Below are 26,043 nucleotides of genomic sequence, written 5' to 3'. Positions count from 1 at the left end.
ATCACTCTACGCAACTCCGGACGGAAAACCGGCTTCGACTTTTCGTGGAATGGCTCTATCTCCGGGCGTTCGGAAAAAAGAGCTGCTGGTCGCCGTCCTTGAAGCCGGCGATGGCTGCCTGGCCTTCCGGACCCGTCAGCCAGTCGATGAAAGCCTGCCCTTCCTCTGCCTTCACGTTGGGGTGCTTGTCCGGATTGACGAGAATGACGCCGTATTGATTGAAGAGCTTCGGATCGCCTTCGACCAATACTTTGTGGCCGGCCTTGTTCCCATAGGAGATCCAGGTGGCGCGGTCGGTCAGCGCATAGGCGCCCATGCCAATTGCGGTGTTGAGCGTCGCCCCCATTCCGGAGCCGGTCTCGCGGTACCATTCTCCCGACGCCGACCCGACATCGATCCCGGTCTCCTTCCACAGCTGCAGTTCGGCCTTGTGCGTGCCCGAATCGTCGCCGCGCGAGGCGAAGGGCGCCTTGCTTTCTCCGATTTTCCGCAGCGCGGCGACAGCATCCCGTGATCCGCCGACGCCGGCAGGATCATCCTCCGGTCCGACCACGACGAAATCGTTGTACATCACGTCGAACCGTTGCACGCCCCACCCGTCGGCGACGAACTTTTCCTCCGCTGGCCTGGCATGCACCAGAAGAACGTCGCCGTCGCCGTTTTGAGCATTCTTGATCGCCTGGCCCGTGCCAACCGCGACGACACGCACCTCGATGCCGGATTCATCGGCGAATGCCGGGAGGATCGTATCGAACAGGCCGGAATTCTCCGTCGATGTCGTCGACTGGACGATGATAAAGCGGTCTTGCGCCACGCTTACGGCCGGTCCCACTATAAAGTGGATGGCCAGCATGGCGGCAAAGGCGAGCAGCGGGCGCGGATTTACCATCGTTTCCTCCAAATCTGAATTTGTTCAAACCAGCAGCCCGCCGGTGATGAAGTCTCGGGCTGCCGGTGATGAGGGAGCGTCGAAAAAGACATTCGCCGGCGTTTGCTCGGTTACTTTCCCGCGATGCATGAACACGACCTCGCCGGCGAGACGGCGCGCTTGGCCCAGATCATGCGTCACCATCACGATCTTCGTGCCTTCGTCCGCAAAGCGGTGGATCAGGGCTTCGATCCGATGCGTCGAGGCGGGATCGAGGCTCGATGTCGGCTCGTCCAGGAAGAGCAGATCGGGTGAGGCGGCAACTGCGCGCACCAGGGCGAGCCGCTGTTGCTCCCCGCCGGAAAGCGTGCGCGCGCGCTGCCGCGCCATGTCGGCCAGCCCGCCCATTTCGAGAAGTTCGCGCAGCCGTCCGCGCCGGCTGGGCCCGCGGTATCCCTGTGCGGCGGCCAGCGCATAATCAATATTGGCCTGCACCGAGCGGCGCAGGACCACCGGACGCTGAAATACCATGGCCTGCCGGCGGCGCACCCGCGCATTCATCGGTTGGGTGTTGAATAGCACCGTACCTTCGCTGGCCTCGATGAGGCCGTGCAGAAGGCGCAAGAGCAGGCTCTTGCCGGCGCCGTTCGGCCCCATGATGATGGTCGGCCCGCCCGCCCGCAGCGTCAGACGGTCGATATCAACGAGGCGTTTGCCATTCACGGTGAAAACCAGGCCCGCCGCGCTCACCGGCAGGACGGAGCCGGTATCCGCTCCGGCCGAACCTTCCGCTGGGGCGATGCGGGGCTCGAGGGAATGGGCGAGGGCGGCGTCAGGCATGAGCGACACGCTCCGACCTGACGCCCAAGAGGCCTACCGCCGCGTTTACGGAAATAGCGATGAGCATGAGGATGGCTCCGAGCGCCAGTGCCAGCGCCAGATTGCCCTTCGAGGTTTCGAGCGCGATCGCTGTCGTCATGACGCGGGTGACGTGGTTGATGTTGCCGCCGACGATGATGACCGCGCCGACCTCGGCGGTCGCGCGGCCGAAGCCGGCGAGAACCGCTGTCATCAAGCTGGTCCTCCCGTCCCACAGGAGCGTGGGAACCGAGGCAAGGCGCGATACGCCCATCGAACGCAACTGTTCGGCATATTCGGCATCCAGATCTTCGACCACCTGTCGCGTCAGGGCGGCGACGATCGGCGTGACCAGGATGACCTGCGCGATGATCATGGCGGTGGGTGTGTAAAGCAGTTGCAGAACGCCGAGCGGGCCGCTGTTCGACAGCAAGAGGTAGACCATCAGGCCGACCACCACAGGCGGCAGGCCCATGAGCGCGTTTATCAGGACGATGAGGGCCCGCCTGCCGGCAAAGCGTCCTACTCCCAAGGCTGCGCCGATCGGCATGCCGATCATCGCGGCGATGGCAACGGCAGTCAGCGAGACCTTCAGGGAGAGCAGGACGATCGACCATAGCTCAGGATCGCCCGACAGGATCAGGCTGACAGCCAGGAAGAACGATGATGCAAAATCCTGCATAATTGGATGATACTTTCAGAAAATTCGTTATGCCAGGAAATTATGAAGGAGGATGCTTGAGGAGTCTACCGTCATGTAAGCTGAGGGTTCAAGAAGCAATGAAAACATGACCTAATAAGTCTAGTTAAATAAATCGCCGATGCCGTCAAATTGATGGCAAGTATCATTGTAAATCTCTTGATTTGTTGCTTTATTTATTTCGGGAGGTGCCAGTTGCCGATTCAAAATGTCGCCAAGTCGACAATGCTGGCCGGGTCTGAGCGGTTGAGAGCTGATCTCTACCGATTGCTCGCACGGATCCTGTCGGCCCCGCCTGATTTCCAATTGCTGCAGACGCTGAGCGAGCTTTCCGGCGACGATACGGAACTGGGCCGCGCGATCGGGGAGCTTTCGGCAACGGCCGGTGCGATGTCTGCCGACGAGGCGAGCGAAGAGTATCACGATCTCTTCATCGGGGTCGGCCGCGGCGAACTCGTTCCCTATGCATCCTATTACCTGACGGGGTTTTTGCACGAGAAGCCGCTGGCACGTCTGCGCAATGACATGGTGCCGCTGGGCATTGGTCGCTCGCCCGAAGCGGCGGAGCCGGAAGATCATGCAGGGGCGCTGATGGATATGATGGCGGGCCTGATCGACGGCGCCTTTGGCGAGCCGCAGCCGCTGGCTGTCCAGAAAGAGTTTTTCGATAAGCATGTCGGATCATGGACGCCGCATTTCTACGCAGATCTCGAAACGGCGCGAGCCGCGCGGCTTTACCGCCCCGTAGGCACGATCGGCAGACTTTTCATGGAGATCGAAGTGGCGGCATTCGAGATGTAGTGCACTTCGACATCGCAATGCCACGGTGAAGTTGCCCGGCCGGACGGAAGAATCAAAGCAGGCCGGCGAAAAGGAGACAGACATGATGGCCAAGGCCGAAAACGCCAAAACGGATCGTCGAACTTTCCTTAAATTTGCAGGTCTCGGGAGCGTTGCCGGTGGCACGGCGCTCGTGACCGGCAAGAAAGCCGAGGCGGTGGAGGCAAAATCCAAGTCTTCCGACGCAGGCTATATGGAAACCGATCATGTGAAGGCGTTCTACAAGTCGGCGCGTTTCTGACGCCGCTGACAAGAAAACCGGTTTGCAGACGGCTGCAACGGAAGAATGGAGACGACCATGCTCAGGAAGAAGGCAAATGGAGCGGCGAGAGGTCCCCGGTTGTCATCTGCGCTGTCGGAGCTTGGAAACGCGGCGGTCGATCGCCGCACTTTCCTGAAGCGTTCAGGTCTCGCCATCGGCGGGATGACGGCGATCTCGTCCCTTTCGGGCGGAATGGTGCGCAAGGCGGAGGCCCAGGGTGCCGCAGGCACAGGAAACGTCGAGATCAAGAAGTCCGTGTGCACCCATTGCTCGGTCGGTTGCACCGTCATTGCGGAAGTTTCCAACGGCGTGTGGATCGGACAGGAACCCGGATTCGATTCCCCGTTCAATCTCGGCGCCCATTGCGCCAAGGGCGCATCGGTGCGTGAGCACGCGCATGGCGAGCGGCGCCTGAAATATCCGATGAAGCTAGTCGGTGGAAAATGGCAGCGCGTCAGCTGGGACGAAGCCATCAACGAGATTGGCGACAAGATGCTCGAGGTGCGGGAAACTTCCGGTCCCGACTCGGTCTACTGGCTGGGCTCGGCCAAGCATTCCAATGAGCAGGCTTATCTCATCCGCAAACTGGCCGCCTATTGGGGCTCCAACAACGTCGACCACCAGGCGCGGATTTGCCACTCGACCACGGTCGCAGGTGTCGCCAACACCTGGGGCTATGGCGCGATGACCAATTCTTACAACGATATCCACAATTCGAGGGCGATCTTCCTGATCGGCGGCAATCCCGCCGAGGCCCATCCGGTTTCGCTTCTGCATCTGCTGAAGGCAAAGGAGGAGAACAACGCTCCCTTCATCGTCGCCGATCCGCGGTTTACGCGAACGGCCGCGCATGCCGATGAATATGTGCGCCTGCGGCCCGGCACCGACGTCGCCCTGATCTGGGGCATCCTCTATCACATCTTCGAAAATGGCTGGGAGGACAGGCAATATATCCAGAGCCGGGTGTGGGGCATGGACCAGATCCGGACCGAAGTCGCCAAATGGACGCCTGACGAGGTTGAACGTGTCACTGGCGTTCCCGGCTCGCAGGTCGAGCGGGTCGCCCGCACCCTGGCCGAGAATCGGCCCGGCACCCTCATCTGGTGCATGGGCGGCACGCAGCACACCACCGGCAACAACAACACCCGCGCCTACTGCATCCTGCAGCTTGCGCTCGGAAATGTCGGCATGGCGGGCGGCGGTACCAACATCTTCCGCGGCCATGACAATGTGCAGGGTGCGACCGACCTCGGCGTGCTGGCCGACACGCTGCCGGGCTATTACGGCCTGACCGACGGCTCGTGGGCGCACTGGGCGAGAGTATGGGAAGAAGACCTTGACTGGCTCAAGGGTCGGTTTGCCGTACTTCAGAGTGCCAACGGTGAAGACAAGCCGATGATGAACGAGTCTGGGATTCCGGTCTCGCGCTGGATCGACGGCGTGCTGGAAGCCAAGGAAAACCTCGTGCAGCCCGATAATACCAAGGTCATGGTGTTCTGGGGCCATGCGCCGAACTCGCAGACCAGGCTCCCGGAAATGCAGAAGGCCATGGGCATGCTCGACATGCTCGTCGTCATCGATCCCTATCCGACCATGACGGCCGTGCTGCAGGATCGGCAGGACGGCGTCTACCTTCTGCCGGCGGCAACCCAGTTCGAGACTTCCGGCTCGGTGACGGCTTCCAACCGATCGCTGCAATGGCGTGAAAAAGTGGTCGAGCCATTGTTCGAATCGCTGCCCGACCAGACCATCATGTACAAGTTCGCGCAGAAGTTCGGATTTGCCGACCGCATGTTCCGCAACATCCAGGTTAACGGCGAGGAACCGCTGATCGAGGATCTCACCCGCGAATACAATCGCGGCATGTGGACGATCGGCTATACCGGCCAGTCGCCAGAGCGGCTGAAATCGCACATGGCCCATCAGCAGACCTTCGACAAGACCACGCTGCGCGCCCTTGGCGGTCCGCATGACGGAGAGTTCTATGGTATGCCGTGGCCATGCTGGGGCACGCCGGAGATGAAGCATCCGGGCTCGGCGAACCTTTACGACACGTCGATCCCCGTCGCCGAAGGCGGCATGGGTTTCCGGGCGCGTTTCGGCGTCGAGCGCGATGGCGACAATCTGCTCGCCGAAGGCTCGTGGCCGGTAGGCTCGGAGATCGAGGACGGTTATCCCGAGTTCACCATGGCAATGCTGCGTGAGCTGGGATGGGACAGCGATCTGACGCCCGAGGAGATGGAAAGCATCAGGATGGTCGCCGGTTCCGACGATCAGGAGAAAGTCGACGCAGTGAACTGGAAGACCGACCTTTCCGGCGGCATCCAGCGCGTTGCGATCAAGCATGGCTGTGCGCCATACGGCAACGCCAAGGCCCGTGCGGTGGTGTGGACGTTCCCCGATCCGATCCCGCTCCATCGTGAGCCGCTCTATACGCCGCGCCGGGATCTCGTCGCCGACTATCCGACCTGGGAGGACAAGACCTTCTGGCGAGTGCCGACGGCCTATGCCTCTATCCAGGAGAGAGATTTCTCCAAGGATTTCCCGATGATCATGACGTCGGGACGGCTGGTCGAATATGAAGGCGGCGGCGATGAAACGCGGTCGAACCCGTGGCTCGCCGAACTGCAGCAGGACATGTTCGTCGAGATCAACCCCGCCGACGCTAACGATCTTGGCCTCAGGGACCGCGACACGGTGTGGCTGCACAGTCCGGAAGGCGGCAAGATTCGCGTCATGGCGATGATCACGGAGCGCGTGGGAAGGGGTGTTGTCTTCACGCCGTTCCATTTCGGCGGCTATTTCCAGGGCGAGGACCTGCGCCACAAATATCCCGAAGGAGCCGATCCCTATGTCCTCGGTGAAGCCTGCAACACCGCCCAGACCTACGGATACGATTCGGTGACCCAGATGCAGGAAACCAAGACGACGCTGTGTCGGATCGAACGAGCGTAATGAGAGGAATCAAACCATGGCAAGAATGAAATTCCTCTGCGACGCCGAGCGTTGCATCGAGTGCAACGCCTGCGTCACCGCGTGCAAGAACGAACATGAGGTGCCTTGGGGCGTCAATCGCAGGCGGGTTGTCACCATCAATGACGGCAAGCCGGGCGAGCGCTCCATATCGGTTGCCTGCATGCATTGCTCGGATGCGCCGTGCATGGCGGTTTGCCCGGTCGACTGCTTCTACCAGACAGCCGATGGCGTGGTGCTGCATTCCAAGGATTTGTGCATCGGGTGCGGTTACTGCTTCTACGCATGCCCGTTCGGCGCGCCGCAATATCCGCAAGCTTCCAATTTCGGCTCGCGGGGCAAGATGGACAAATGCACCTTCTGTGCGGGCGGTCCAGAGGAGGACAATTCAGCGGCCGAATTCCAAAAATACGGCCGCAATCGTCTTGCGGAAGGCAAGCTGCCGCTATGTGCGGAAATGTGCTCGACCAAGGCGCTCCTGGCCGGCGATGGCGACACTGTTTCGAATATCTACCGTGAGCGTGTCGTGGCGCGCGGCTTCGGCTCCGGCGCCTGGGGATGGGGCACGGCCTACGAGAGAAAAGTGGGCGGCTGACCTGGCTGCGTAAGACGGAGCAAGGGCCCTCGTATGGCTTGCTCCATTTAATAACGGGCGGCTCGTATCGCGTGCCGCCCGTCTCTTGCACCCAGTCCCGTCAGGCGGCACAATCCAAAGTGCATTGGAGGAAAACAAAATGTCCAGTCTGAGGGCACTGCGTGTTTGGCTCCCGCACATTTTCTCGGGGTTATGGCTACTGGTTTGCGCAGCGCTCGTTTCCATAGCGCTGACCAGCGCAGGGCTGGCACAAAGTTCGGTACGTCCGCCCGAGGGAGCGGTTAACGGCGATGCCGGTCCGGTCGGCGGTGCGGTGCCCGGTGATGCGCTTGGCACGACATCCGACTCCGAGACCTGGCGGGCGGTGCGCCAGGGCGTTGCCGGCACGGTCTCCATTCCCGACCGGAACGCGGCCACGCTCGTCCAGTCCGACGGGGAGAACTGGCGGCTTCTGCGCAATGGGCCTATGTTCGATTATCTCGGCCTGGCGATGATCGGGACGCTGCTCTTATTGGCGCTGTTTTTTGCGTTTCGCGGTCGCATCCGCGTCGAGCATGGCTTGTCAGGCGTCAGGATCAAGCGATTCAGCACGATCGAGCGAACAGCTCATTGGCTGATGGCGCTTTCCTTTATCATCCTCGCCATCAGTGGCCTCAACATTTCATTCGGGCGCGAATTGATCCTGCCGCTGATGGGCAAGGATGCCTTCGGCCCGATGGCGGGTTTCCTCAAGCAGACACACAATTATGTCGCTTTTGCCTTCATGCTCGGCCTGGCTGTCGCATTTGTTATGTGGATCGTGCACAACGTTCCCAACAGGCAGGATCTGATCTGGATCGCGAAGGGCGGCGGAATGTTCAGCAAGGGAGTGCATCCCCCGGCCCGGAAGTTCAATGCGGGGCAGAAGATCATTTTCTGGCTCGTCGTGATCTGCGGTCTGTCGGTCTCCCTGTCGGGCTGGGCGCTGCTGTTCCCGTTCGAGCACGCCTACTTCACCGACACATTCGTGGCTCTTTCGGCGATCGGCATCGATATTCCCGCTTGGCTCGGGTTGCCCGAGCCGCCCTATACGCCGATCCAGGAGCAACAGTTCAACTCGGTTTGGCATGCGATCATGGCCGTCTTCATGATTTGCGTCATCCTTGCACACATCTATATCGGAACGATCGGTATGGAAGGGGCATATGATGCGATGGGCAGCGGCGACGTCGATCTTAACTGGGCCAGGGAGCATCATTCGCTCTGGGTCGAGCAGATCGAGAAGGCGGAGGCTCGTTCGTCCAACGACGTGAAACCTCAGCCCGCCGAGTAGGTAGGTCAATGACACCAAGAGCCATGGGATAGTGGAGAACGGGCAATAATGAGAGCTTTCCTCTTGAGCGTCGTGATCCTGCTGGTCATCGCCCTTGGCGCTGGTTTCGTTCTCAATTCGCAGTTTGAGACATCGGCGGGAAGGGCCTATTCAACGGATAATGTCAGGCTCCCGTGAATGGGCACCAGCGAGCGGCGGGCGCCGCAGCAGGCAAATGCCAAATCTTTCAACCAGCCTATTTCAAAGGACATCGAGGAGGAAACCGATGAGCGAAGAAGCTTTCAATATGTCATTACGCAAGTTCTTGAAGCAGGTCGGTGTGACCTCGCAGCGCCAGATCGAAGAAATCGTCCGCTCCGGCAAGGCGGGTCAGGGCAAGCTGAAGGTCAAGATGGTGCTGACGGCCGAAGGCACCGAATTGAACCACGTCGTGGCAGGAGAGATCGAACTGCCGTGAGCGTAGCCAGCCCCCAGTTTCCGCCGGTCTTCAAGGATTTGGCTGTCGTCGACGGGCAAGAGCCGATGGCTGCGGCCATCGCAGCGGCGGCTGGAGCTGAGAGCGGGGCAGGGGATCTATTCTGGTCAACGGATACAAACCGAGCGGCGGCAGCCTTCGTGCTCGAACCCGAAGTTCCGCTTTCCACGGCAATCCAGATGGCGCCGGTCCTGATGGTCGCCATCGGCGACGCGCTGGGCGCGATCGGCCCGCCCGCTCTCGCCATCACCTTCCGCTGGCCGTTCGCGGTGCTGGCCAATGGCGGTGTTGTCGGTTGCGTTTCGGTTGCCGTTCCAGGTGGCATGGCGCCGTCGCTGGTTCCCGACAAGTTGATCGTCGGCTTCAATCTTGCCCTTGAATCGCCCACAGGTGAAGGCGATCCGGGCCTCCATCCGGACAGCACCGCCCTCCATGAGGAAGGCTGTGGCGAACTTGACCGCACAGTCTTGATTGAAGCGGTGGCGCGCCACTTTCTGGCATGGATCGATACCTGGCTTCAGGATGGGTTTCCCCCTGTGCATCAATCATGGCTATCGCGCGCGCAAGATTTGGAAAGTCCCGTCAATCTCGCGCTGCCCGGAGGAAAACAGGCCGGGACGATGATGGGGCTGGATGAGCATGGCAGCCTTCTTCTCAAGGCCCACCGTTCGACACATGCTGTTCCACTTGTAGATGCGATGGAGCCCTGTCCGTGACCGAGGCGATCCATGCGCGGCCAGACAGTGACCGCAAGCCGATCTGGAAGTCGGCTGGCCTGCATCTGACCGACCGGCTCGACAATGGCTGGCTCGCTGTGTCGCCGGATCTCCTGCGCGCCTACTACACACGGCCCGAGATACATCCCATCGATACGAGTTGCCGCAACGAGCACCTTTTGTTCGAGAAGCTCATGGGTGCCCCGGATGCACCGGTGGCGGACGCCGAGCTAGCGGCGGTCGCCGACCGGGACGCGGCCGATAATTACCGCTTGCTCCTTCAATACCGCGATCACCTGTTGAAACACGGTTCGATCGAAGCCGGCTATAGGGCGCTGTTCGTGTCCGGCGCGCCACAGGTTCCGCCGGTCTTCATCGAACAGCTGGTCCATCTCGTCATCTCCAACATGCTCGATGGCGAAAGCGACGCCTTCGTCCTGCGCGCGGCGGAGTTTTTTTTTCGTGAGCAGAAGGCGACCGTTGCCGATGAGCAGTTGATGCTTGCCGACGCCGAAGTCGTGGAGATGTATTCGGAGACCGGAGGACTGGGTGGGCTGGGCGCGCTGCTTGCCGAGGCGGGAACAGCGATGCGCGAGGTTTCGCTCGATGTGCTGACCGAGGGCAATGCTGGAAGTTATCTGGAACGTGCCGACCAGTTCAATTTCGCCCTCGATTTCCGCTTCACCCAGCCGGGACAGGACGCGCTTGCTCGCGTGATCGAGCGCTGGATTGTCCATTTCTTCCGTCTGCCGGTGCGCGTCCAGGCCGTCCGGTCTATCACCGATGAGCGCTGGAGCTGGCATATCGGGCTGGATGCACAGGCGACGCAGATACTCAATGGCCTCTATGAGGGCAGGGCGATTGGCGAGGACGAACTGGGACGGATAATGGCGCTGTTCCGCCTGGAGTTTCTGGAGCAGGACCGCCTAATCGATACGATGCGCGGCAAGCCCGTCTACCTGGGAATGGCCATGACAAAGGACAGTCTTGTGCGGCTGAAGCCGCAAAATCTGCTCACTAACCTTCCTGTGAGGGACAACCGGCAGTGAAAGGACCAACCGCATGACAGCTCCCGCAGCCATGATCGTAAATGCCCGTTGGATGCGCCTCGTCGCGCTGATTCTTGCCATCCTGCTTGGCATTGCCGGCTGGTTCGTGTGGCAAAATGCCGAAAGCCGCACTGTCGCCAATCCGCTTGCAGCGGATCAACTGCCAGATCTGGGGGTGCCCAGCGAAGTGGCGAATTGCATCGGCAAGCGTGAGGCTGAAATTAATGCGCTGCTTGACCAAGGCCTGATGGATTCGCATGCCGCCGAATTGTCGCTGCAACGTGCGCGATCGCTCTGCGTGCAGCAAAATTAGAGCATGATCCCGAACAATGGATGCCGGTTTTCGGAAAGGATCGCGCTCCAACCAGAAGAACGATCATTCCTCGCTCAGGAAATCCTCGACTGAAAGTCCTCTCTTCCCGGCTTCCTTATAGTCGTCAGTGGTGCGTGTACGCGGACGCTGCGAAATCGCGAAGGGATCGCTGCCTCCGGCTGAGAGCGTCTCGAGCCGGCAGCTGTCGCACATTTCAAGCAGCGAAATGCGGTCGTCGCTTTGGAACATCCAATGCTTGCCGCCGAGCTTGTCCTTCACCCGCTCGAGCACGCCGCGTGAGGCAAAAGGCTTGCCGCAGCGGGTGCATTCGGCTGGCTCGTCCTCGTTCAGCGTTACCGGTTGCATCACGTTCGGCGCAAGATTGTAGCGCGGCAACAAGGTGATCGCATCTTCCGGGCAGGTCGCGGCGCAGATGCCGCATTGCACGCAGGCCGATTCGACGAACCGCAATTGCGGCTTTTCCAGATTGTCGCGCAGCGCATCGGCCGGACAGGCGGAGACGCAGGCCATGCAGAGCGTACATGCCTCCTTGTCCACCTCGACCGCCCCATAAGGCGCGGAGAGCGGCAGCCGGATGATCTCTTCGCCGGCGCTGCCCGCGCCTGCAATAAGGGCGAGCGCTGCGCGAGCCACTTCTCGTTTGCCGCCGACGGGAGCGAAAGCCGTATGAGCGACTTCGGGCGGAGGGTCGAGGTCGTAGAGCACATTCTCGACGATGTCGGGATCGGTTTCCAGCAGCACGGAACACCGGCCGCCCGCCAGCCCAAACCCGCTCAGCAGGGCCTCAAGCAGATGGCGCTCTTCGTTCAAGGCGCCGAGCTCGTCGCTTTTGCGCGGATCGGCAAGCACGACGACCGAGCGGAAACCTGCGGCCAGGCCGGCCGCCAACAGATCATGCCCAAGGCCGCTCACCGAATGAAGCTGGAGCGGAATGACGTTGACCGGCAGCCCACGGCCAAACCGCGCCATCGCACTGATGAGCGCCGAGCCGTGCTCGCCGTCATGGATGAGCAGGACCGGCTCCTTGCCGCCGGCCGCCAGATAGGTCCGGGCCAGCACTTGCACGCGCTCGATCAATTGTTGGCGTGCCGGGTATTCATAGGAGACCGCACCTGTCGGGCAATGCGCCGCGCAATTGCCGCAGCCGCCGCACAATGCGGTGTCGACCGAGACATTGTCGCCGTCCGGCGTGATCGCGCCGGCCGGGCAATTGTCGATGCACTTGGTGCAGCCCGTCTTCTTCGAACGTTCATGCACGCAGATCGAGGGATCGTAGCTGACATAGATCGGCTTTTCGAACGCGCCCTCATAGGCGCTTGCTTCGAACACCGCGCGCATGACGGCGGCCGGATCCGCCGGATCGGCGTGAAAATAGCCGTCGCGCCCTTCGGGCCGTGCAAACAGCGCAGGTCCTCCGGTCATGTCGAACAAGACGCTGCATTTGGAACTTGCGCCATCGCGGGTCAGTGCAAATTGAGGCGCGCTGCGCGAGGACGGTAGCATGGGCGCATAGCCGTCCACCACGATGTCGAAAGCCCCCAGCGAACCGCGCGCCGAGCGAACGCGCCCGCAGAAGATGGGAAAATCGAGCACGGTCGGCAGGAGCACGTCTTCGAAGCTGGTCAAAAGCAGCGTTACCGACAAGGTCCGGTTAAGGAGCTCCGCAGCCTCCAGGGCGGCTTGCCCCCGACCCATGACGAGGCACAGACCGTCGCTTTCGATCGTGCGCAGCCGGGCGGGCTTCGCCGGCAGTTCGGCGGCGGCTATCAGGGCTGCCATTTTGGGCGAGGGGTCGGTCTTGTCCGCCGTCCAGCCGGCCATTTCGCGGATGTTGACGAAGACCGGCGCTTCATGACCGGCCTCTTCGGCGATCTCGGAGAAGAGGGGGCTTTCCTGCGTGCAGGCCACGCACAGGCGGCGCCCCTCGCCGAGCGCGGCCTCAAAGCTTGCAATTTCGCTGCGGCAAAGCTGGCTGTGGATGCGAAGATCGTCATCACCCAAGGCAGCGGCAATTGCCTTGTCGTCCAGCCACATGGATTTTTCGCAGTTGCACACCAGCCGCCGCCGGTATTCCGAGTTCATCGCCTCACCCTTGTTCCTCCAACATTAGCACCTTATTCTTTCATATGCCTCTGGCAACAGTGGCGGAGGAAAGGTGATGACGTAATGGCTCGGGAACTGACGATTTTGGTCGGTGTGCTGGCGGAATGCCGGCAGTCGGTTTCGCGATGGGCGAAAGACTACTGGCTTCCCGTGGGCGTCACGCCGAGCCCAACGGGCTTTTCGGCCGGCGATGTGCTTGTCAGCGACGAGCGCATGACACGCTATTTCATGGGGACGGCCGACCTCACCTGTCACGCCGCCGAAACCGAGGCCTATATTCACAACTTCAACAGCCAGACCCCGGCGCTGTTTGTCGTCTTGCGGCGCGATCCGGGCGGCACGCATCCTTTGCCCTGGTTTGTCCACACCGTAACCGCCTCGCCCTATCTTGCGCAGGATTTCGAGGATGTCGGCGAAGATATAGTCGAACGCGTTGCCATGCCTCCCGAAATCGCCAGGGCGATCATGGATTTCACCGGGCATTTTCACAAGGAGGAGAAATTTATCAAGCGCCGGCGCGATCAGGGCCATGCCGAGCTTCAGCAATTCGGCAAGGAGCCGATCTTTCTAAACCGTGCCAGGCCCCCTGGAGGCAAACTCGATGGCTGAGCCAGGGGATGAAGGCTTCCTGTCTCGCTGGTCGCGGCGCAAGCGGGAAGTCTCGCGGCAGGATGCGGACGAGGTCTCCAGCCCCGACGAAGCCGGTGAGGAGCCTTCTGCGGAAGCGATTAACGAGGAAATGGAAGCCAATCGCCTGGCCGCCGAAGCAATCGATATCGATTCCCTGGAAAAAGGCGATGACTTTTCGCTGTTTCTCAAGCGCGGTGTTCCGACGGCGCTGCGCACGAAGGCGCTGCGCAGGCTATGGCAGTCCAATCCGCTGCTGGCAAATCTCGACGGGCTCAATGATTATGACACGGATTTCAACGACCCGGCGCACAACACCTACAGCTCACTTTGGCAGGTCGGCCGTGGGTTTCTGAGTAAGTCCGAACAGCAAAGGCAACGAGATACGGGTGGTATCCGCGAGGCGTCCGAGGACAAACCTGACGAAGCGGACGGAAATGAGGAAAGCAGACCGGCGGTATCGGTCGTCGAGCAACAGGAAGTGACTTCCAGTGTGGCGCAGCCGGAGGCCGATCCAGCCGAAAGCGTTGGCAGTCAGACAGCGCCGCCCGATGGCGAGGATGCCGGTGACGGCGAAGAAGATGAGCGGCCGCGGCAGCGCGTATCGATCCGCCGCCGTCTCGAAGGCTGAACCCCGCATCGGGGCATTCCTGCGCTGGCTCGGATCGGCAGATCGCACGATAACGCCGTGCGTTCACCCGGCTGCTGCACAAGGACGCTTTATCTCTTTGTTTTTCTGCATCTATGCTGGCGTCAGGTGATTTCATCCGGCTGTAAAATGCTCTAAGTCTTGAAGTTCTGGGTTACGGGGAGTGAGCGCGTCAGTGGAAATCAGCAGGCAGGATGTTCTCGAACAGCTTCGCAAGGTCAAAGGCCCTGACCTCAGCGGCAATATCGTCGATCTCGGCCTCGTCTCCGAGGTCGTGATTGCTGGGCCTGCCGTGTTCTTTTCGCTAACGGTGCCCGGCGAACGCGCGGAGGAACTGGAGCCGTTGCGCGCGGCGGCGGAGAAGGCGGCGCTGCGCGCCGAGGGCGTCGAAAAGGCAACAGTCGTTCTGACGGCCGCGAAGAAGGCAGGCGAGCCGTCCCGCCCGGTAAGACCGGCGCCCAGCCGGAGCCAAGCCGCCATGGTTCCGCCGCCAATGGCGGCACGCGCCGCGCCACACGCGGCCCCTTCGCCGGCCGCTAGATCGGGCGTGCCGGGCATCGACGCCATCATCGCAGTGGCTTCCGGCAAGGGCGGGGTCGGCAAGTCGACCACGGCCGTCAATCTGGCGCTCGGTCTGCAGGCCATCGGGCTCAGGGTCGGAGTGCTCGACGCCGATATCTACGGCCCTTCGATGCCACGCCTCCTGCACATTTCCGGGCGTCCGCAGAGCGTGACCGGCCGCATCCTCAAGCCGATGGAGGGGTACGGGCTGAAGGTCATGTCCATGGGCTTCCTTGTCGATGAGGAAACGCCGATGATCTGGCGCGGCCCCATGGTGATCTCGGCACTCACCCAGATGCTGCGCGAGGTTGAATGGGGTGAATTGGACGTGCTGGTGGTCGACATGCCGCCCGGCACGGGCGATGCACAACTCACCATGGCGCAGAACGTCCCGCTTGCCGGCGCGGTCATTGTCTCCACGCCGCAGGACCTTGCCCTCATAGACGCCCGCAAGGGGCTTGCCATGTTCCGCAAGGTCGATGTGCCGATCCTCGGGGTGGTCGAGAACATGAGTTATTTCGTCTGTCCGGATTGTGGTGGCCGCCACGACATTTTCGGCCATGGCGGTGCGCGCACGGAAGCCGAACGCATCGGCGTGCCGTTTCTCGGAGAAGTGCCGCTCGACATGCAGATTCGCGAGACGTCCGACAGCGGCACACCTGTGGTCGTGACAAGTCCCGACAGTGTGCATGCCACGGTCTACAAGGAAATCGCGAACCGCGTGTGGCTGCGGATCGCAGAGGAGCGGCAGATGGCAGGCGTGCCGGAGATCATTTTCGAATAGCAGGCTCGCAACAGCGGTGCCTTGAAGCCATCGCTCCCCAGCGCCCCCAACCGCCTTTTGTTTCTGTCAAAATCCATGGCTGTTGGTATTGGGCTTGACAGTATGCGCCTCTGGAATACAAAATGCCAGAGACATGCAGCGATGTTGCTGCATCTGCGACTTGCGATGGCGTTGCTGCATCTGCGATCGGTGCAACTGAGCTGCCATCATCGTATAAACTGCCATCAAGGGAGGAGATGGATCACACTGTACAGACCGCAGCGTGTTCGCTCCGATAACGAAGCGAGCGAATCCAGCCTAAATGGTGTTGACACCGATCGTCGTGCGCGGTGCTTACCGAGATCGAAAGATGAAGGGTTTTGATGATGAAGGATCGGCGTCCTCGCGATCGTGGACCTAAAGGACGTGCACTTGATGATGCGGCGCTCGACGATATCCGCAACCTTCTGGGGGAGCGGCCGCGTCGTCGCGATCTCCTGATCGAGTTTCTGCACCTGGTGCAGGACCGCTACGGATACCTTTCCGCCGCCCATCTTCGCGCACTGGCCGAAGAAATGCGCCTGTCGCAGACCGAGGTCTATGAGGTTGCTACCTTCTACGATCACTTCGATATCGTGAAGGAGGGCGAGACGCCGCCGCCGCCGCTGACAATCCGTGTCTGCGATTCGGTGAGTTGCATGCTGGCCGGCTCCGAAACGCTGATCAGCAAGCTTGCCGCGAAAGCCGATCCCAATGCAATCCGTGTCCTGCGTGCGCCCTGCATGGGCCGCTGCGACACTGCACCGGCTGCGCGGATCGGCAACCGTGAGGTCGATCATGCCAGCGCCGAAAGCCTGCTGCGCATGGCCAGCGACGGCGAAACGGAAACGCTCGTTCCTGCGTACACCGGGCTTGACTCCTATCGCGCGTCCGGCGGCTACCGACTTCTGGAAAGGGTGCGGTCGGGCGAGATCAGTGTCGACACGCTGATCGAGACCATGCAGAGCGCCGGCCTTCGCGGCCTTGGCGGCGCTGGTTTTCCGGCCGGCCGGAAGTGGGGCATCGTGCGCTCCTATCCCGGGCCTCGCCTGATGTCGATCAATGGCGACGAGGGGGAACCGGGAACGTTCAAGGACCGCATCTATCTAGAACGGGACCCGCACCGTACATTCGAAGGCGCCCTGATTGCCGCCCACGCGGTCGAGGCCGAGCGCATCTATTTCTACATGCGCGATGAATATCCGGCGGTCCTGCAGATCCTGCGCACCGAGATCGCCGCTCTCGAGGCCGCCGGCCTCGTGGAGCCCGGCTTCATCGAACTGAGACGCGGCGCGGGCGCTTATATCTGCGGCGAGGAAAGCGCGATGCTGGAGAGCATCGAAGGCAAGCGCGGCCTGCCGCGCCATCGTCCGCCCTATATCGCCGAGGCCGGCCTTTTCGGCCGCCCGACGCTCAACCACAATGTCGAAACATTGTGGTGGGTCCGCGATATCGTCGAGCAGGGGCCGGAATGGTTCGCCAAAAAGGGCAGGCCGGACCACCCCGGCGTGCGATCCTGGTCGGTTTCCGGCAGGGTGCGCGAGCCGGGGGTAAAGCTGGCGCCGGCCGGCGTCACGGTGCGCGAGCTGATCGACGATTATTGCGGCGGCATGGCGGAAGGCCACGAGTTCAAGGCATATTTGCCCGGCGGGGCCTCCGGCGGTATCCTGCCTGCATCGATGGGCGACATTCCGCTGGATTTCGGCGGCGAGCTCGCCAGACAAGGCGCCTTTGTCGGCTCGCATGCGATCGTGATCTTTTCACAGGTCGACAGCGTCAAGGATGTGACGCTCAACCTTCTGAATTTCTTCAAGCACGAAAGCTGCGGCCAATGCACGCCGTGCCGCGAGGGTACCGAGAAAATGGTCACGCTGCTCAAGACGCAGGACAAATTCGACGAAGCCACCGTCCGCGACCTCGAAATGGTGATGCGGGACGCTTCGATATGCGGATTGGGCCAGGCCGCGCCCAATCCGGTCAACCACCTTCTGACCCATTTCCGGGAAGATCTTTGACATGTCCAGCAAGATAACCTTTACGCTCGACGAGAAAACGGTAACCGCCTCGGAAGGCGAGACCATATGGGAAGTGGCGAAGCGCGAGGGCAAGCGCATCCCGCATCTCTGCCATGTCGACGCGCCCGGCTACCGGCCGGACGGCAATTGCCGTGCCTGCATGGTCGATATCGAGGGCGAGCGCGTGCTTGCCGCCTCCTGTATCCGCAAGCCGGGCGAGGGGATGGTCGTGCGGACCGACACCGAGCGCGCCGTAAAGTCGCGTGAGATGGTGTTTGAGCTCCTGGCCAGCAACATGCGCCCCGCCCAAGAGGGGCCCGACAACCAGTCCGTCTTCTGGGAATGGGCATCTTCCATGGGCATTGGGGGCAGCGAGCGTCTCGGCTCGAAGTTCTCATCCGATGTCCAGCCGGAGCTCGACCTTTCCAATCCGGCGATCGCGGTCAATCTGGATGCCTGCATCTCCTGCGGCGCCTGCGTGCGCGCCTGCCGAGAGGTGCAGGTGAACGACGTGATCGGCATGGCCAATCGCGGCAACCATGCCTTTCCCGTCTTCGATATGCATGACCCGATGGGGCATTCCACCTGCGTGACCTGCGGCGAATGCGTTCAAGCGTGCCCGACCGGCGCGCTTTATGAAAAGTCGCTGATGGATAAGGCGGGCAGGACCCGCGCCGTCCAGACCTTTGACAAGGTCGTGGACAGTGTCTGTCCCTTCTGTGGGGTCGGTTGCCAGACCAGCGTTGCCGTCAAGGACGGCAAGATCGTCCAGGTCGATGGCCGCGACGGCTTTGCCAATGAGAATCGCCTCTGTGTGAAGGGCCGGTTCGGCTTCGACTATGTCATGTCGCCCGAGCGCCTGACCAAGCCGCTCATCCGCCGCGACGACGCACCGAAGTCGGGCGACATCGACATGCGCGGCGTGGATCCGCTCACCATATTCCGTGAGGCGACCTGGGAAGAAGCGCTTTCGCGTGCGGCGGGCGGGCTGAAGTCCCTGCTCGATACCCATGGCGGCAAGTCGCTTGCCGGCTTCGGTTCGGCCAAGGGCTCCAACGAGGAAGCCTATCTTTTCCAAAAGCTGGTACGGCAGGGTTTCGGCACCAACAACGTCGATCACTGCACCAGGCTCTGCCATGCCTCTTCGGTCGCCGCCCTGATGGAGGGCGTCGGCTCGGGCGCCGTTTCGGCGCCTTTCAACGACGCCATGAAGGCCGAGTGCATCATCGTCATCGGCGCGCGCCCGACGACCAACCATCCTGTCGCCGCCACCTACTTCAAGCAGGCCGCCAAGCTCGGCGCCAAACTGGTCGTCATTGATCCGCGCCGGCAGGATCTGATGCGCCATGCCAGCCATTCTCTCGTGTTCAAGCCGGGCACCGACGTCGCCCTGCTGAACGCGCTGATCCACGTGATCATCGAGGAGAAGCTCTATGACGAGCAGTATATACAGGCCAATGTTTCCGGCTTCGAGGCGCTGAAAGAGAAGGTGAAGGACTTCTCGCCCGAAGCGATGGCCGAGGTCTGTGGCATCGAGGCCGACGTGCTGCGCGATGTCGCGCGGACCTATGCCACATCCGAGCGCTCGATCATTTTCTGGGGCATGGGCATTTCGCAGCATACCCACGGCACCGACAATTCGCGCTGCCTGATCGCGTTGGCGCTGATCACCGGCCATGTCGGCCGCCCGGGCACGGGCCTGCATCCGTTGCGGGGCCAGAACAATGTTCAGGGTGCGTCGGATGCCGGGCTGATCCCCATGTATTTCCCGGACTACAAGTCGGTCGAGAACGTAGATATCCGTGGCCAGTATGAGAATTTCTGGGGCCAGGCGCTGGACCCCAAGCGCGGTCTGACCGTGGTGGAGATCATCGACGCCATCCACGAGGGCGAGATCAAGGGCATGTACATACAGGGCGAGAATCCGGCCATGTCGGATCCCGACCAGACCCATGCACGCGAAGCATTGGCCAAACTCGAACATCTGGTGGTGCAGGATATCTTCCTGACCGAGACCGCCTGGTACGCCGATGTCGTGCTCCCGGCCTCGGCCCATGCGGAAAAGCTAGGCACCTACACCAACACCAACCGTCAGGTACAGATCGGCCGCCCCGCGCTCGACCCGCCCGGCGAAGCCCGGCAGGACTGGAAACTGATCGTCGAGATCGGCAGGCGGATGGGACTGGACTGGAACTACAAGTCCGTTTCCGAGGTCTACACCGAAATGGCGAGCGTGATGCCTTCGCTTCGGAACATTTCCTGGGAGCGTGTCGAGCGCGAAGAATCCGTCATCTACCCGGCTGACGCCGAAGACAAGCCCGGCAACGAAATCATCTTCACCGACGGTTTTCCGACCTCCGATGGTCGTGGGCGCATTACGCCGGCCGACCTGCTGCCGCCCGATGAAGTACCCGACGAGGAATATCCGCTGGTGCTCACCACGGGCAGGCTTCTCGAGCATTGGCATACCGGCGCCATGACGCGGCGGGCCGGTGTGCTTGATGCGATCGAACCCGTCGGTATCGCGGCGATGAACCCGCGCGAAATCGCCAGGCGAGGGCTGTCGCAGGGTGAAATGGTCAAGGTTGAAACGCGGCGCGGCACTGTAGAGGCTATCCTGCGAGCCGACCGGGAAGTGGCTGACGGTATGATCTTCATGCCATTCTGCTTCAACGAAAGCCCGGCCAACAAGCTGACCAACCCGATGCTCGATCCTTACGGCAAGATTCCGGAATTCAAATATTGTGCGGCACAGATAGAGGCCGCCAACGAGATTCCGCGATCCCGCTGACGGTTCGGATTGGGGGGCGACCGGATGATTGCGAGCGATGCCAAGAGCTGCGGGTGAAAGGTTCGTGTTCAGCCTGCGCGAGCTGAGCGGCGCGCTGGGTGACCTTGGCACGTTGCTGCCCCTGATGCTCGGCTCCATCGCCGTGGTCGGGCTGGCGCCGACGCCTGTCCTTTTAGGGTTCGCCATCTTTTATATCGCAACTGCTGTCCACTACCGCCTTCCCATACCCGTGCAGCCAATGAAGGCCGTTGCGGCAGTGTTGCTTACCGCCGGCATAGAGCCGGCCGGGCTGGTGGCCAGCGGTGTCATGATCGGCCTGGTACTTCTGGTTTTGGGTCTGACCGGATGGATTACGCGGCTTGCCCGCGTCGTGCCGCAATCAGTGCTGGCCGGACTGCAAATGGGGCTCGGTATGGCGCTCGCCCTGGTTAGCATCGAATTGATGGCCACGGCACCAGTCATTGCCGTGCTGATCCTCGGACTGCTTCTGGGGCTGTTGTTGGTGCCGCGCTATCCGGCTGCCTTGATCGCACTCGTACTGGCGATCGTGTTGGCGCAGCTGTTCGATGTCCCGGGGATGAAGCTGGACACTGCGTCTACCACGTTCTCTGCCCTGCCGCTGCCGTCTCCGGCGGAGCTGGAGCGCGCCGTCTCGCAATTTGTGCTGCCGCAGCTTTCGCTGACCCTTACCAATGCCGTTCTGCTCACCGCGCTGATTGCCGGCGATTATTTCGGTGATCGCGCCGCCCATGTAACACCGGCGCGGTTGTCGGTGACAAGCGGTCTTGCCAACCTGTTGCTGACGCCATTTGGGGCTCTGCCCATGTGTCACGGAGCCGGTGGGCTGGCGGCACACTACAGGTTTGGCGCCCGCAGCGGCGCAGCGCCCCTCGTCCTGGGTCTGGCCCTGCTGGTTTTCGCTCTTCTGCCGGGTGGGCTCGGGCTGTCCACGCTAGCCGCGATACCGGCGGCGGGGCTGGGCGCGCTGCTGCTGATGGCCTCCGGCGAACTCGCGCTCACAAAACGCCTGTTCAATTGCAAGCCTTCATGCTGGCCGGTGATAGCGGTGACGGCGGGTGTCACCGTGTGGGTCGACCCCTTCTGGGGCCTGCTCGTCGGCTCATGTGCGGAGATTCTGCGCTGCGCTGCTGTTCGCGCTCTGCTGCGCCGCGTGGGGAACTGACAGCGGGCTCTGTGACTGCAAGACAACGCAAGAGGGTAGTTGGCTGCTGGTAGGGGTCGACTACGACTCCCTTGCCAGTCCGGAAATTCTATTCAGTCATAATCAGCCCGCCGCCCAGAAGCGTTACCTTGACTCTCGGCGCTCTCTCTGGGATTATGTATACCAGAACCAGACGCGATGCCCATAGGGCTGAAGTATCCGTCCAGGTCTTAGGGCTGATGGATGTTGGCAAAGGCCGATTGGCGATGATCGCGCGGTTTCATGCCCGGCGCCCTGATGATCGACTGAGGAGGAACAATGAAAATCTGCATTTTTGGCGCAGGCGCAATTGGCGGCTACATGGCGGTGATGATGAAGCGCGGCGGTGCCGATGTTTCACTGATCGCTCGCGGTCCACATCTCAAAGCCATTCAGGAGGATGGTCTCAAACTTCTCATCGACGGCGAGGAGATCGTCGAGCACATGCCCGCGAGCAAGGACCCGCGCGACATCGGCCCGCAGGATTATGTGATCGTCGCGCTGAAGGCGCATCAGGCATGGGACTCGGCGTCCGACATGGCGCCGCTGATGCATGAGAACACAGCGGTGGTGACGGCGCAGAACGGCCTGCCATGGTGGTACTTCCACGGACTGGGCTCCGCGTTCTCAGGCTTTCGCCTGCAAAGCGTGGATCCGGGCGAGCGGCAATGGCATCTCATCGGCCCGCAGCGGGTCATCGGCGCCACCGTCTATCCCGCAGCAGAGATCATCGAGCCGGGTGTCATCAAGCACGTCTACGGCAATCAGTTCGGCCTTGGCGAACCAGATCGCAGCCAGAGCGAGCGCGTTGCGAAACTGGCGTCCGCGCTGGAGGCGGGCGATCTGAAGCCCCGCTTTTACGACGACATCCGCAATGACATCTGGATAAAATTGTGGGGCAATCTCTGCTTCAATCCGATTTCGGCGCTCACCGGCGCGACGCTCGATGTGGTTGCCACCGAACCTGGCACGCGGGCACTTGCCCGCAACATGATGATCGAGGCGCAGCAGATCGCCGAGCATTTCGGCGCCTCTTTCCGCGTCGATGTGGAGCGCCGCATCAATGGAGCCGCCGGCGTCGGCGCCCATCGCACGTCGATGCTCCAGGACGTCACCAATGGACGCCCCATCGAACTCGACGCTCTCCTCACGTCCGTTCAGGAGATGGGCCGCCTTGGCGGCTTCGAAACGCCGTTCATCGACAGTGTGCTGGCGCTCGCCCAGCAGATGGGGCGTGTCAAAGGGCTCTATCCCACCTTTCCCGAGGTGGAGCCGGAACAGCGGCGCACGGCTTCCTGAGCGGCAGCCTTTTTACAATAGAGCCTGGAGGAGAGATGATGATGCAATGGGTGCGTTTCGAGACGGACGGGCGGGAGCAATTCGGCCTTATCGACGGCGACCAGATCGTTGTGCATGAAGGCGATCTCTTCGACGATCCTCAGCCGACGGATATGCGCTACCCGTTGAATGCCGCAAGGCTTCTGCCGCCCTGCCGCCCTTCCAAGATCATCGCGCTGTGGAACAATTTTCACCAACTGGCTGCGAAGCTCGAAGTCGCCGAACCTGCCGAACCGCTCTACCTGCTGAAGGCGGTTTCAAGCATTGCCGCGCCCGGCGCCGATATCAGCCGCCCTGCCTCCTATTCTGGAAGAGTGGTTTATGAGGGCGAGTTGGGCATCGTCATCGGCCGCCAGATAAGCGATGTTGCGGAGAAGGAGGCGGCAAGCGCCATCTTCGGCTATACCTGCGTCAACGACGTCACGGCGGGCGATATCATCAGCCGGGACAAGACCTTTGCCCAATGGGCGCGCGCCAAGAGCTTCGACGGCTTCTGCCCCTTCGGCCCGGTAATTGCGACCGGCCTTGATACGGACGGTCTTCGTGTCCGAACGGAGCTCAACGGTGCAGAGCGGCAAGATTATCCGCTGGACGATATGATCTTCCCGCCGGCCCGGCTGGTCAGTCTGCTTTCACAGGACATGACGCTGTTGCCCGGCGACCTGATCTGCTGCGGCACCTCGCTGGGGGTGGGCTCCATGAAGGAGCCGGTCAACACCGTCAGCGTCACGATCGAAGGAATCGGTACCCTGACCAACCGGTTCATTCAATAGATCACTGCCCCCATTCCAGGGGGAACGGCGAACCGATCCAAGCTGTTGATCTTGCGCAGTTCCAGGAAAAGGGGATATCCGCTTTTCCTGGAATTGCCGCGAGGGCAGGGGGCTCAAGCCTCGATCAGAAGAGCCCGCTGCATCGTCTCGCCCACCAGATGCGGGCTTTCGGCGATGATGACGCCGGCATTCTCGAGAGCCCGGATCTTGCCTGCGGCGTCGTTCCTGGCGCCTTCGATGAATGCGCCGCTGTGCCCCATGCGCCGGCGCTCGGGCGCGTGGCGGCCGACGATCAGCGCGACCACCGGCATGTCCGGCCTGCTGGTGGCGATGAAATCCGCCAATTCCTCCTCTTCGATGCTGCCGATTTCACCGACGATGACGACGCCGTGGGTTTCGGGATCGGCGAGGAAGAGTTCGAAGCAGGCGCGCATGCTCAGCCCGTGAATGGCGTCGCCGCCGATGCCGACCGTCGTCGATTGGCCAAGGCCGGCGGCGCTCACCTGCGCGGTCACTTCACTGGTCAGCGAGGCGGAGCGCGACAGGATGCCGATATGGCCGCTTCTTTCGCCACCGGTCGCCATCACGCCGATCTTGCACACACCCGGCGCAAGGATGCCTTGCGAGTTGGGGCCGATCAGCGTGGTCGTGCCGTGCTTGAGCGCGTCGCGCACGCGGATCATGTCCTGTAGCGGCACACGCTCCGTCAACGCGACCACCAACGGCATTTCGGCCTCGATCGCCTCGATCATCGCGGCGGCGGCATTTTCGGGTGGAACGAAAACCATGCTGGCATTTGCGCCGGTGTCGGCTTTTGCCGAGGCGACCGTGTCGAAGACCGGCAGGCCCAGATGCCGGCTGCTGCCGCGACCGGGCCTGACGCCGCCGACCACGCGTGTGCCGTATTCGATCATGGCGGCCGAATAGTGGGTGCCGGCGCGGCCTGTCATGCCCTGGCAGATCACCCGCGTGTCGGCATTGACCAGAATGCTCATCGGCTTTCTCCCCTTGCACTGGCTTCGTCGACGGCGCGGGTGACGGCCTCCTTCATATCGGGGCAGTCGATCACCTTGCAGCCGAAGTTCTGGAAGCGGAAGCGGGCATATTCGGCGTTGTTGCCCGCCAGCCGGACAACCGTCGGCCGCGCTTTTCCCGTGCGGCGCATGGCGATGCCGAGCCCGTCGGCAATGATGTCGCACGGCTGCATGCCGCCGCCATGGACATTGACCAGAATCGAGCGCACGGCGGGGTTATCGAGCAGCAGTGTGAAGCCATGCGCTACGTCGATGCTGGTAGCGGTGGTGCGGATGTCCATGAAGTTGGCCGGCCGGCCATTGGCGGCGCGGATCATATCCAGCGTCGCAAGGCCGAGTCCCGCTCCATTGACCACGACGCCGATATCGCCGTCCATGCGCACATAGTTGAGCTGGTGGCTCTGGGCGGCGATCTCCACGCCGTCATCCTCCCAGTCATCGCGTAGTGCCATGAGATCGGGGTGGCGAAACAGCGCGTTGTCATCGATGACGATCTTGGCATCGAGCGCAACGAAGGTGCCGGCAGCGGTGATGGCGAGTGGATTGAGCTCGATCAGGGTTGCATCATTTTCCATGAAGGCGGTGCGCAACTGCCCGAGAAGCCGGGCAAAGGACGAATGCAGCTTGGCGTCGAGGCCAAGCCGCTGGGCCAACGCCTTGACATCGGTTTCGTTCAGGGCGCCGCCGGGGGCGAGCGCCAGCCGCTCGATTCGCGTCTCTCCCGACTGCAGCTTGTCCTCGATATCCTCGCTTCCCTCGGGGCCGGCGAGAATGACGATCTCGGCCCTGGCAGTGTCCACGAGAACGGCCAGGTAAAGGCTCCTGTTTGCCTCGATCGCCTCTTCGACCAGAACTTGCCGGACGAGATAGCCGGCCGGGCCTGTTTGCTCGGTGACAAGCGTTTCGCCCAGCAATCCGCGCGCCGCCGCGCCTGCCTCTTCGGGGGAGGAGACCAGCACCACGCCTTTCGAACGCCCACGCCCGCCGGCGGGAACTTGCGCCTTTACCGCGTAGCGTTCGACGCCAAGGGAGCGCGCGGCCGCTTGTGCATCATCGGCTGTCAGCGCGGGATGCCCCTTGGGCACGTCGGTCCCGTAGCGCACCAGCAACATCTTGGATTGGAATTCCTGCAGATTCATGCGCTGCCTCCTCCCGCGAACGGCCGGG

Annotated in this window: 23 protein-coding genes; 17 read left to right on the top strand and 6 right to left on the bottom strand. The window is 61.9% G+C overall.

What is annotated here, in order from left to right; all coding sequences use genetic code 11:
- Positions 1-55: 55 nt before the first annotated feature.
- From N1058_RS14610 to N1058_RS14600, 3 genes are read right to left on the bottom strand one after another with little or no spacing between them, the layout of a single operon-like run.
- Positions 56-889, bottom strand: a complete 834-nt coding sequence (locus N1058_RS14610; RefSeq protein ID WP_420847994.1) for an ABC transporter substrate-binding protein — start codon at positions 887-889, stop codon at positions 56-58.
- A 24-nt stretch (positions 890-913) separates the two neighbouring features.
- Positions 914-1,708 (bottom strand): ATP-binding cassette domain-containing protein, encoded by a 795-nt coding sequence (locus N1058_RS14605; RefSeq protein WP_265518325.1) that lies wholly within the window; start codon positions 1,706-1,708, stop codon positions 914-916.
- The gene (locus tag N1058_RS14600; RefSeq protein WP_265518324.1) at positions 1,701-2,408 is read right to left on the bottom strand and encodes an ABC transporter permease; all 708 of its coding nucleotides are present in this window, start codon (positions 2,406-2,408) and stop codon (positions 1,701-1,703) included. Before N1058_RS14600 ends, N1058_RS14605 begins: the two co-directional genes overlap by 8 nt.
- 213 nt (positions 2,409-2,621) lie before the next feature.
- Between N1058_RS14600 and N1058_RS14595 the strand changes: the two genes are divergently transcribed.
- The 9 genes from N1058_RS14595 (at position 2,622) to N1058_RS14555 (ending at position 10,961) form a co-directional block, all read left to right on the top strand.
- A complete protein-coding gene (locus tag N1058_RS14595) occupies positions 2,622-3,227 on the top strand; it encodes a TorD/DmsD family molecular chaperone (protein ID WP_265518323.1) in 606 nt (201 codons plus the stop codon).
- 82 nt (positions 3,228-3,309) lie between these two features.
- Positions 3,310-3,507: a twin-arginine translocation signal domain-containing protein gene (locus N1058_RS14590; RefSeq protein ID WP_265518322.1), complete on the top strand. Its 198-nt coding sequence runs from the start codon at positions 3,310-3,312 to the stop codon at positions 3,505-3,507.
- Positions 3,508-3,564: 57 nt separating this feature from the next.
- Positions 3,565-6,483, top strand: a complete 2,919-nt coding sequence (locus N1058_RS14585) for a formate dehydrogenase subunit alpha (RefSeq protein ID WP_265518321.1) — start codon at positions 3,565-3,567, stop codon at positions 6,481-6,483.
- A 16-nt stretch (positions 6,484-6,499) separates the two neighbouring features.
- Positions 6,500-7,096 carry a formate dehydrogenase FDH3 subunit beta gene (fdh3B, locus tag N1058_RS14580; RefSeq protein ID WP_265518319.1) on the top strand — a complete coding sequence of 199 codons (597 nt, stop codon included), beginning with the start codon at positions 6,500-6,502 and terminating at the stop codon, positions 7,094-7,096.
- Positions 7,097-7,235: 139 nt separating this feature from the next.
- Entirely contained in the window at positions 7,236-8,408 is a 1,173-nt protein-coding gene (locus N1058_RS14575) for a formate dehydrogenase subunit gamma (RefSeq protein WP_265518317.1), read from the top strand.
- A gap of 265 nt (positions 8,409-8,673) precedes the next feature.
- Positions 8,674-8,865 carry a DUF6494 family protein gene (locus N1058_RS14570; protein WP_265518316.1) on the top strand — a complete coding sequence of 64 codons (192 nt, stop codon included), beginning with the start codon at positions 8,674-8,676 and terminating at the stop codon, positions 8,863-8,865.
- Complete coding sequence (locus N1058_RS14565; protein WP_265518315.1) at positions 8,862-9,599, top strand: biotin/lipoate--protein ligase family protein; 738 nt, start codon at positions 8,862-8,864, stop codon at positions 9,597-9,599. Before N1058_RS14570 ends, N1058_RS14565 begins: the two co-directional genes overlap by 4 nt.
- Entirely contained in the window at positions 9,596-10,648 is a 1,053-nt protein-coding gene (locus N1058_RS14560) for a DUF6352 family protein (protein ID WP_265518314.1), read from the top strand. Before N1058_RS14565 ends, N1058_RS14560 begins: the two co-directional genes overlap by 4 nt.
- Positions 10,649-10,661: 13 nt before the next feature.
- Positions 10,662-10,961 carry a hypothetical protein gene (locus N1058_RS14555; RefSeq protein ID WP_265518313.1) on the top strand — a complete coding sequence of 100 codons (300 nt, stop codon included), beginning with the start codon at positions 10,662-10,664 and terminating at the stop codon, positions 10,959-10,961.
- Between the two features lie 63 nt (positions 10,962-11,024).
- Here N1058_RS14555 and N1058_RS14550 read toward each other — a convergent pair whose 3' ends face one another.
- On the bottom strand, positions 11,025-13,064 hold the full coding sequence (locus tag N1058_RS14550; RefSeq protein WP_265518312.1) for a 4Fe-4S dicluster domain-containing protein: 2,040 nt from the start codon (positions 13,062-13,064) through the stop codon (positions 11,025-11,027).
- Positions 13,065-13,148: 84 nt separating this feature from the next.
- Here N1058_RS14550 and N1058_RS14545 point away from each other — a divergent pair, with 84 nt between their 5' ends.
- The 8 genes from N1058_RS14545 to N1058_RS14510 all read left to right on the top strand — a co-directional run bounded on the left by N1058_RS14545 (position 13,149) and on the right by N1058_RS14510 (position 23,842).
- On the top strand, positions 13,149-13,694 hold the full coding sequence (locus tag N1058_RS14545) for a DUF3305 domain-containing protein (RefSeq protein ID WP_265518311.1): 546 nt from the start codon (positions 13,149-13,151) through the stop codon (positions 13,692-13,694).
- Positions 13,687-14,343 (top strand): DUF3306 domain-containing protein, encoded by a 657-nt coding sequence (locus tag N1058_RS14540; protein ID WP_265518310.1) that lies wholly within the window; start codon positions 13,687-13,689, stop codon positions 14,341-14,343. Before N1058_RS14545 ends, N1058_RS14540 begins: the two co-directional genes overlap by 8 nt.
- A 193-nt stretch (positions 14,344-14,536) precedes the next feature.
- Positions 14,537-15,706, top strand: a complete 1,170-nt coding sequence (locus tag N1058_RS14535) for an Mrp/NBP35 family ATP-binding protein (protein WP_265518508.1) — start codon at positions 14,537-14,539, stop codon at positions 15,704-15,706.
- 365 nt (positions 15,707-16,071) lie between these two features.
- On the top strand, positions 16,072-17,739 hold the full coding sequence (locus N1058_RS14530; RefSeq protein WP_420847999.1) for an NAD(P)H-dependent oxidoreductase subunit E: 1,668 nt from the start codon (positions 16,072-16,074) through the stop codon (positions 17,737-17,739).
- A 1-nt stretch (position 17,740) separates the two neighbouring features.
- The gene (gene fdhF, locus N1058_RS14525) at positions 17,741-20,530 is read left to right on the top strand and encodes a formate dehydrogenase subunit alpha (RefSeq protein ID WP_265518308.1); all 2,790 of its coding nucleotides are present in this window, start codon (positions 17,741-17,743) and stop codon (positions 20,528-20,530) included.
- A 37-nt stretch (positions 20,531-20,567) separates the two neighbouring features.
- The gene (locus N1058_RS14520; RefSeq protein ID WP_265518307.1) at positions 20,568-21,713 is read left to right on the top strand and encodes a putative sulfate/molybdate transporter; all 1,146 of its coding nucleotides are present in this window, start codon (positions 20,568-20,570) and stop codon (positions 21,711-21,713) included.
- Positions 21,714-22,010: 297 nt separating this feature from the next.
- On the top strand, positions 22,011-23,030 hold the full coding sequence (locus tag N1058_RS14515) for a 2-dehydropantoate 2-reductase (protein WP_265518306.1): 1,020 nt from the start codon (positions 22,011-22,013) through the stop codon (positions 23,028-23,030).
- Between the two features lie 38 nt (positions 23,031-23,068).
- The gene (locus tag N1058_RS14510; protein WP_265518507.1) at positions 23,069-23,842 is read left to right on the top strand and encodes a fumarylacetoacetate hydrolase family protein; all 774 of its coding nucleotides are present in this window, start codon (positions 23,069-23,071) and stop codon (positions 23,840-23,842) included.
- Positions 23,843-23,955: 113 nt separating this feature from the next.
- On the opposite strand, the gene N1058_RS14505 is transcribed toward N1058_RS14510, so the two are convergent.
- Positions 23,956-24,837 carry a succinate--CoA ligase subunit alpha gene (locus tag N1058_RS14505; protein ID WP_265518305.1) on the bottom strand — a complete coding sequence of 294 codons (882 nt, stop codon included), beginning with the start codon at positions 24,835-24,837 and terminating at the stop codon, positions 23,956-23,958.
- Positions 24,834-26,015 (bottom strand): ADP-forming succinate--CoA ligase subunit beta, encoded by a 1,182-nt coding sequence (sucC, locus tag N1058_RS14500; RefSeq protein ID WP_265518304.1) that lies wholly within the window; start codon positions 26,013-26,015, stop codon positions 24,834-24,836. Before sucC ends, N1058_RS14505 begins: the two co-directional genes overlap by 4 nt.
- Positions 26,016-26,043: the final 28 nt, after the last annotated feature.

The sequence above is a fragment of the Nitratireductor luteus genome (assembly GCF_026162365.1).
Lineage (GTDB): Bacteria > Pseudomonadota > Alphaproteobacteria > Rhizobiales > Rhizobiaceae > Chelativorans > Chelativorans luteus.
Note: the sequence above shows the minus strand (reverse complement) of the source record. Positions and strands in the feature narration are given on the sequence as shown.

What these genes read in the sequence shown, in the direction of transcription:
- N1058_RS14610 (WP_420847994.1), bottom strand. Translation starts at nt 889, where the DNA reads ATGGTAAATCCGCGCCCGCTGCTCGCCTTTGCCGCCATGCTGGCCATC.
- N1058_RS14605 (WP_265518325.1), bottom strand. Translation starts at nt 1,708, where the DNA reads ATGCCTGACGCCGCCCTCGCCCATTCCCTCGAGCCCCGCATCGCCCCA.
- N1058_RS14600 (WP_265518324.1), bottom strand. Translation starts at nt 2,408, where the DNA reads ATGCAGGATTTTGCATCATCGTTCTTCCTGGCTGTCAGCCTGATCCTG.
- N1058_RS14590 (WP_265518322.1), top strand. Translation starts at nt 3,310, where the DNA reads ATGATGGCCAAGGCCGAAAACGCCAAAACGGATCGTCGAACTTTCCTT.
- N1058_RS14585 (WP_265518321.1), top strand. Translation starts at nt 3,565, where the DNA reads ATGCTCAGGAAGAAGGCAAATGGAGCGGCGAGAGGTCCCCGGTTGTCA.
- fdh3B (WP_265518319.1), top strand. Translation starts at nt 6,500, where the DNA reads ATGGCAAGAATGAAATTCCTCTGCGACGCCGAGCGTTGCATCGAGTGC.
- N1058_RS14575 (WP_265518317.1), top strand. Translation starts at nt 7,236, where the DNA reads ATGTCCAGTCTGAGGGCACTGCGTGTTTGGCTCCCGCACATTTTCTCG.
- N1058_RS14570 (WP_265518316.1), top strand. Translation starts at nt 8,674, where the DNA reads ATGAGCGAAGAAGCTTTCAATATGTCATTACGCAAGTTCTTGAAGCAG.
- N1058_RS14555 (WP_265518313.1), top strand. Translation starts at nt 10,662, where the DNA reads ATGACAGCTCCCGCAGCCATGATCGTAAATGCCCGTTGGATGCGCCTC.
- N1058_RS14550 (WP_265518312.1), bottom strand. Translation starts at nt 13,064, where the DNA reads ATGAACTCGGAATACCGGCGGCGGCTGGTGTGCAACTGCGAAAAATCC.
- N1058_RS14545 (WP_265518311.1), top strand. Translation starts at nt 13,149, where the DNA reads ATGGCTCGGGAACTGACGATTTTGGTCGGTGTGCTGGCGGAATGCCGG.
- N1058_RS14540 (WP_265518310.1), top strand. Translation starts at nt 13,687, where the DNA reads ATGGCTGAGCCAGGGGATGAAGGCTTCCTGTCTCGCTGGTCGCGGCGC.
- N1058_RS14530 (WP_420847999.1), top strand. Translation starts at nt 16,072, where the DNA reads ATGAAGGATCGGCGTCCTCGCGATCGTGGACCTAAAGGACGTGCACTT.
- fdhF (WP_265518308.1), top strand. Translation starts at nt 17,741, where the DNA reads ATGTCCAGCAAGATAACCTTTACGCTCGACGAGAAAACGGTAACCGCC.
- N1058_RS14520 (WP_265518307.1), top strand. Translation starts at nt 20,568, where the DNA reads ATGCCAAGAGCTGCGGGTGAAAGGTTCGTGTTCAGCCTGCGCGAGCTG.
- N1058_RS14515 (WP_265518306.1), top strand. Translation starts at nt 22,011, where the DNA reads ATGAAAATCTGCATTTTTGGCGCAGGCGCAATTGGCGGCTACATGGCG.
- N1058_RS14510 (WP_265518507.1), top strand. Translation starts at nt 23,069, where the DNA reads ATGATGCAATGGGTGCGTTTCGAGACGGACGGGCGGGAGCAATTCGGC.
- N1058_RS14505 (WP_265518305.1), bottom strand. Translation starts at nt 24,837, where the DNA reads ATGAGCATTCTGGTCAATGCCGACACGCGGGTGATCTGCCAGGGCATG.
- sucC (WP_265518304.1), bottom strand. Translation starts at nt 26,015, where the DNA reads ATGAATCTGCAGGAATTCCAATCCAAGATGTTGCTGGTGCGCTACGGG.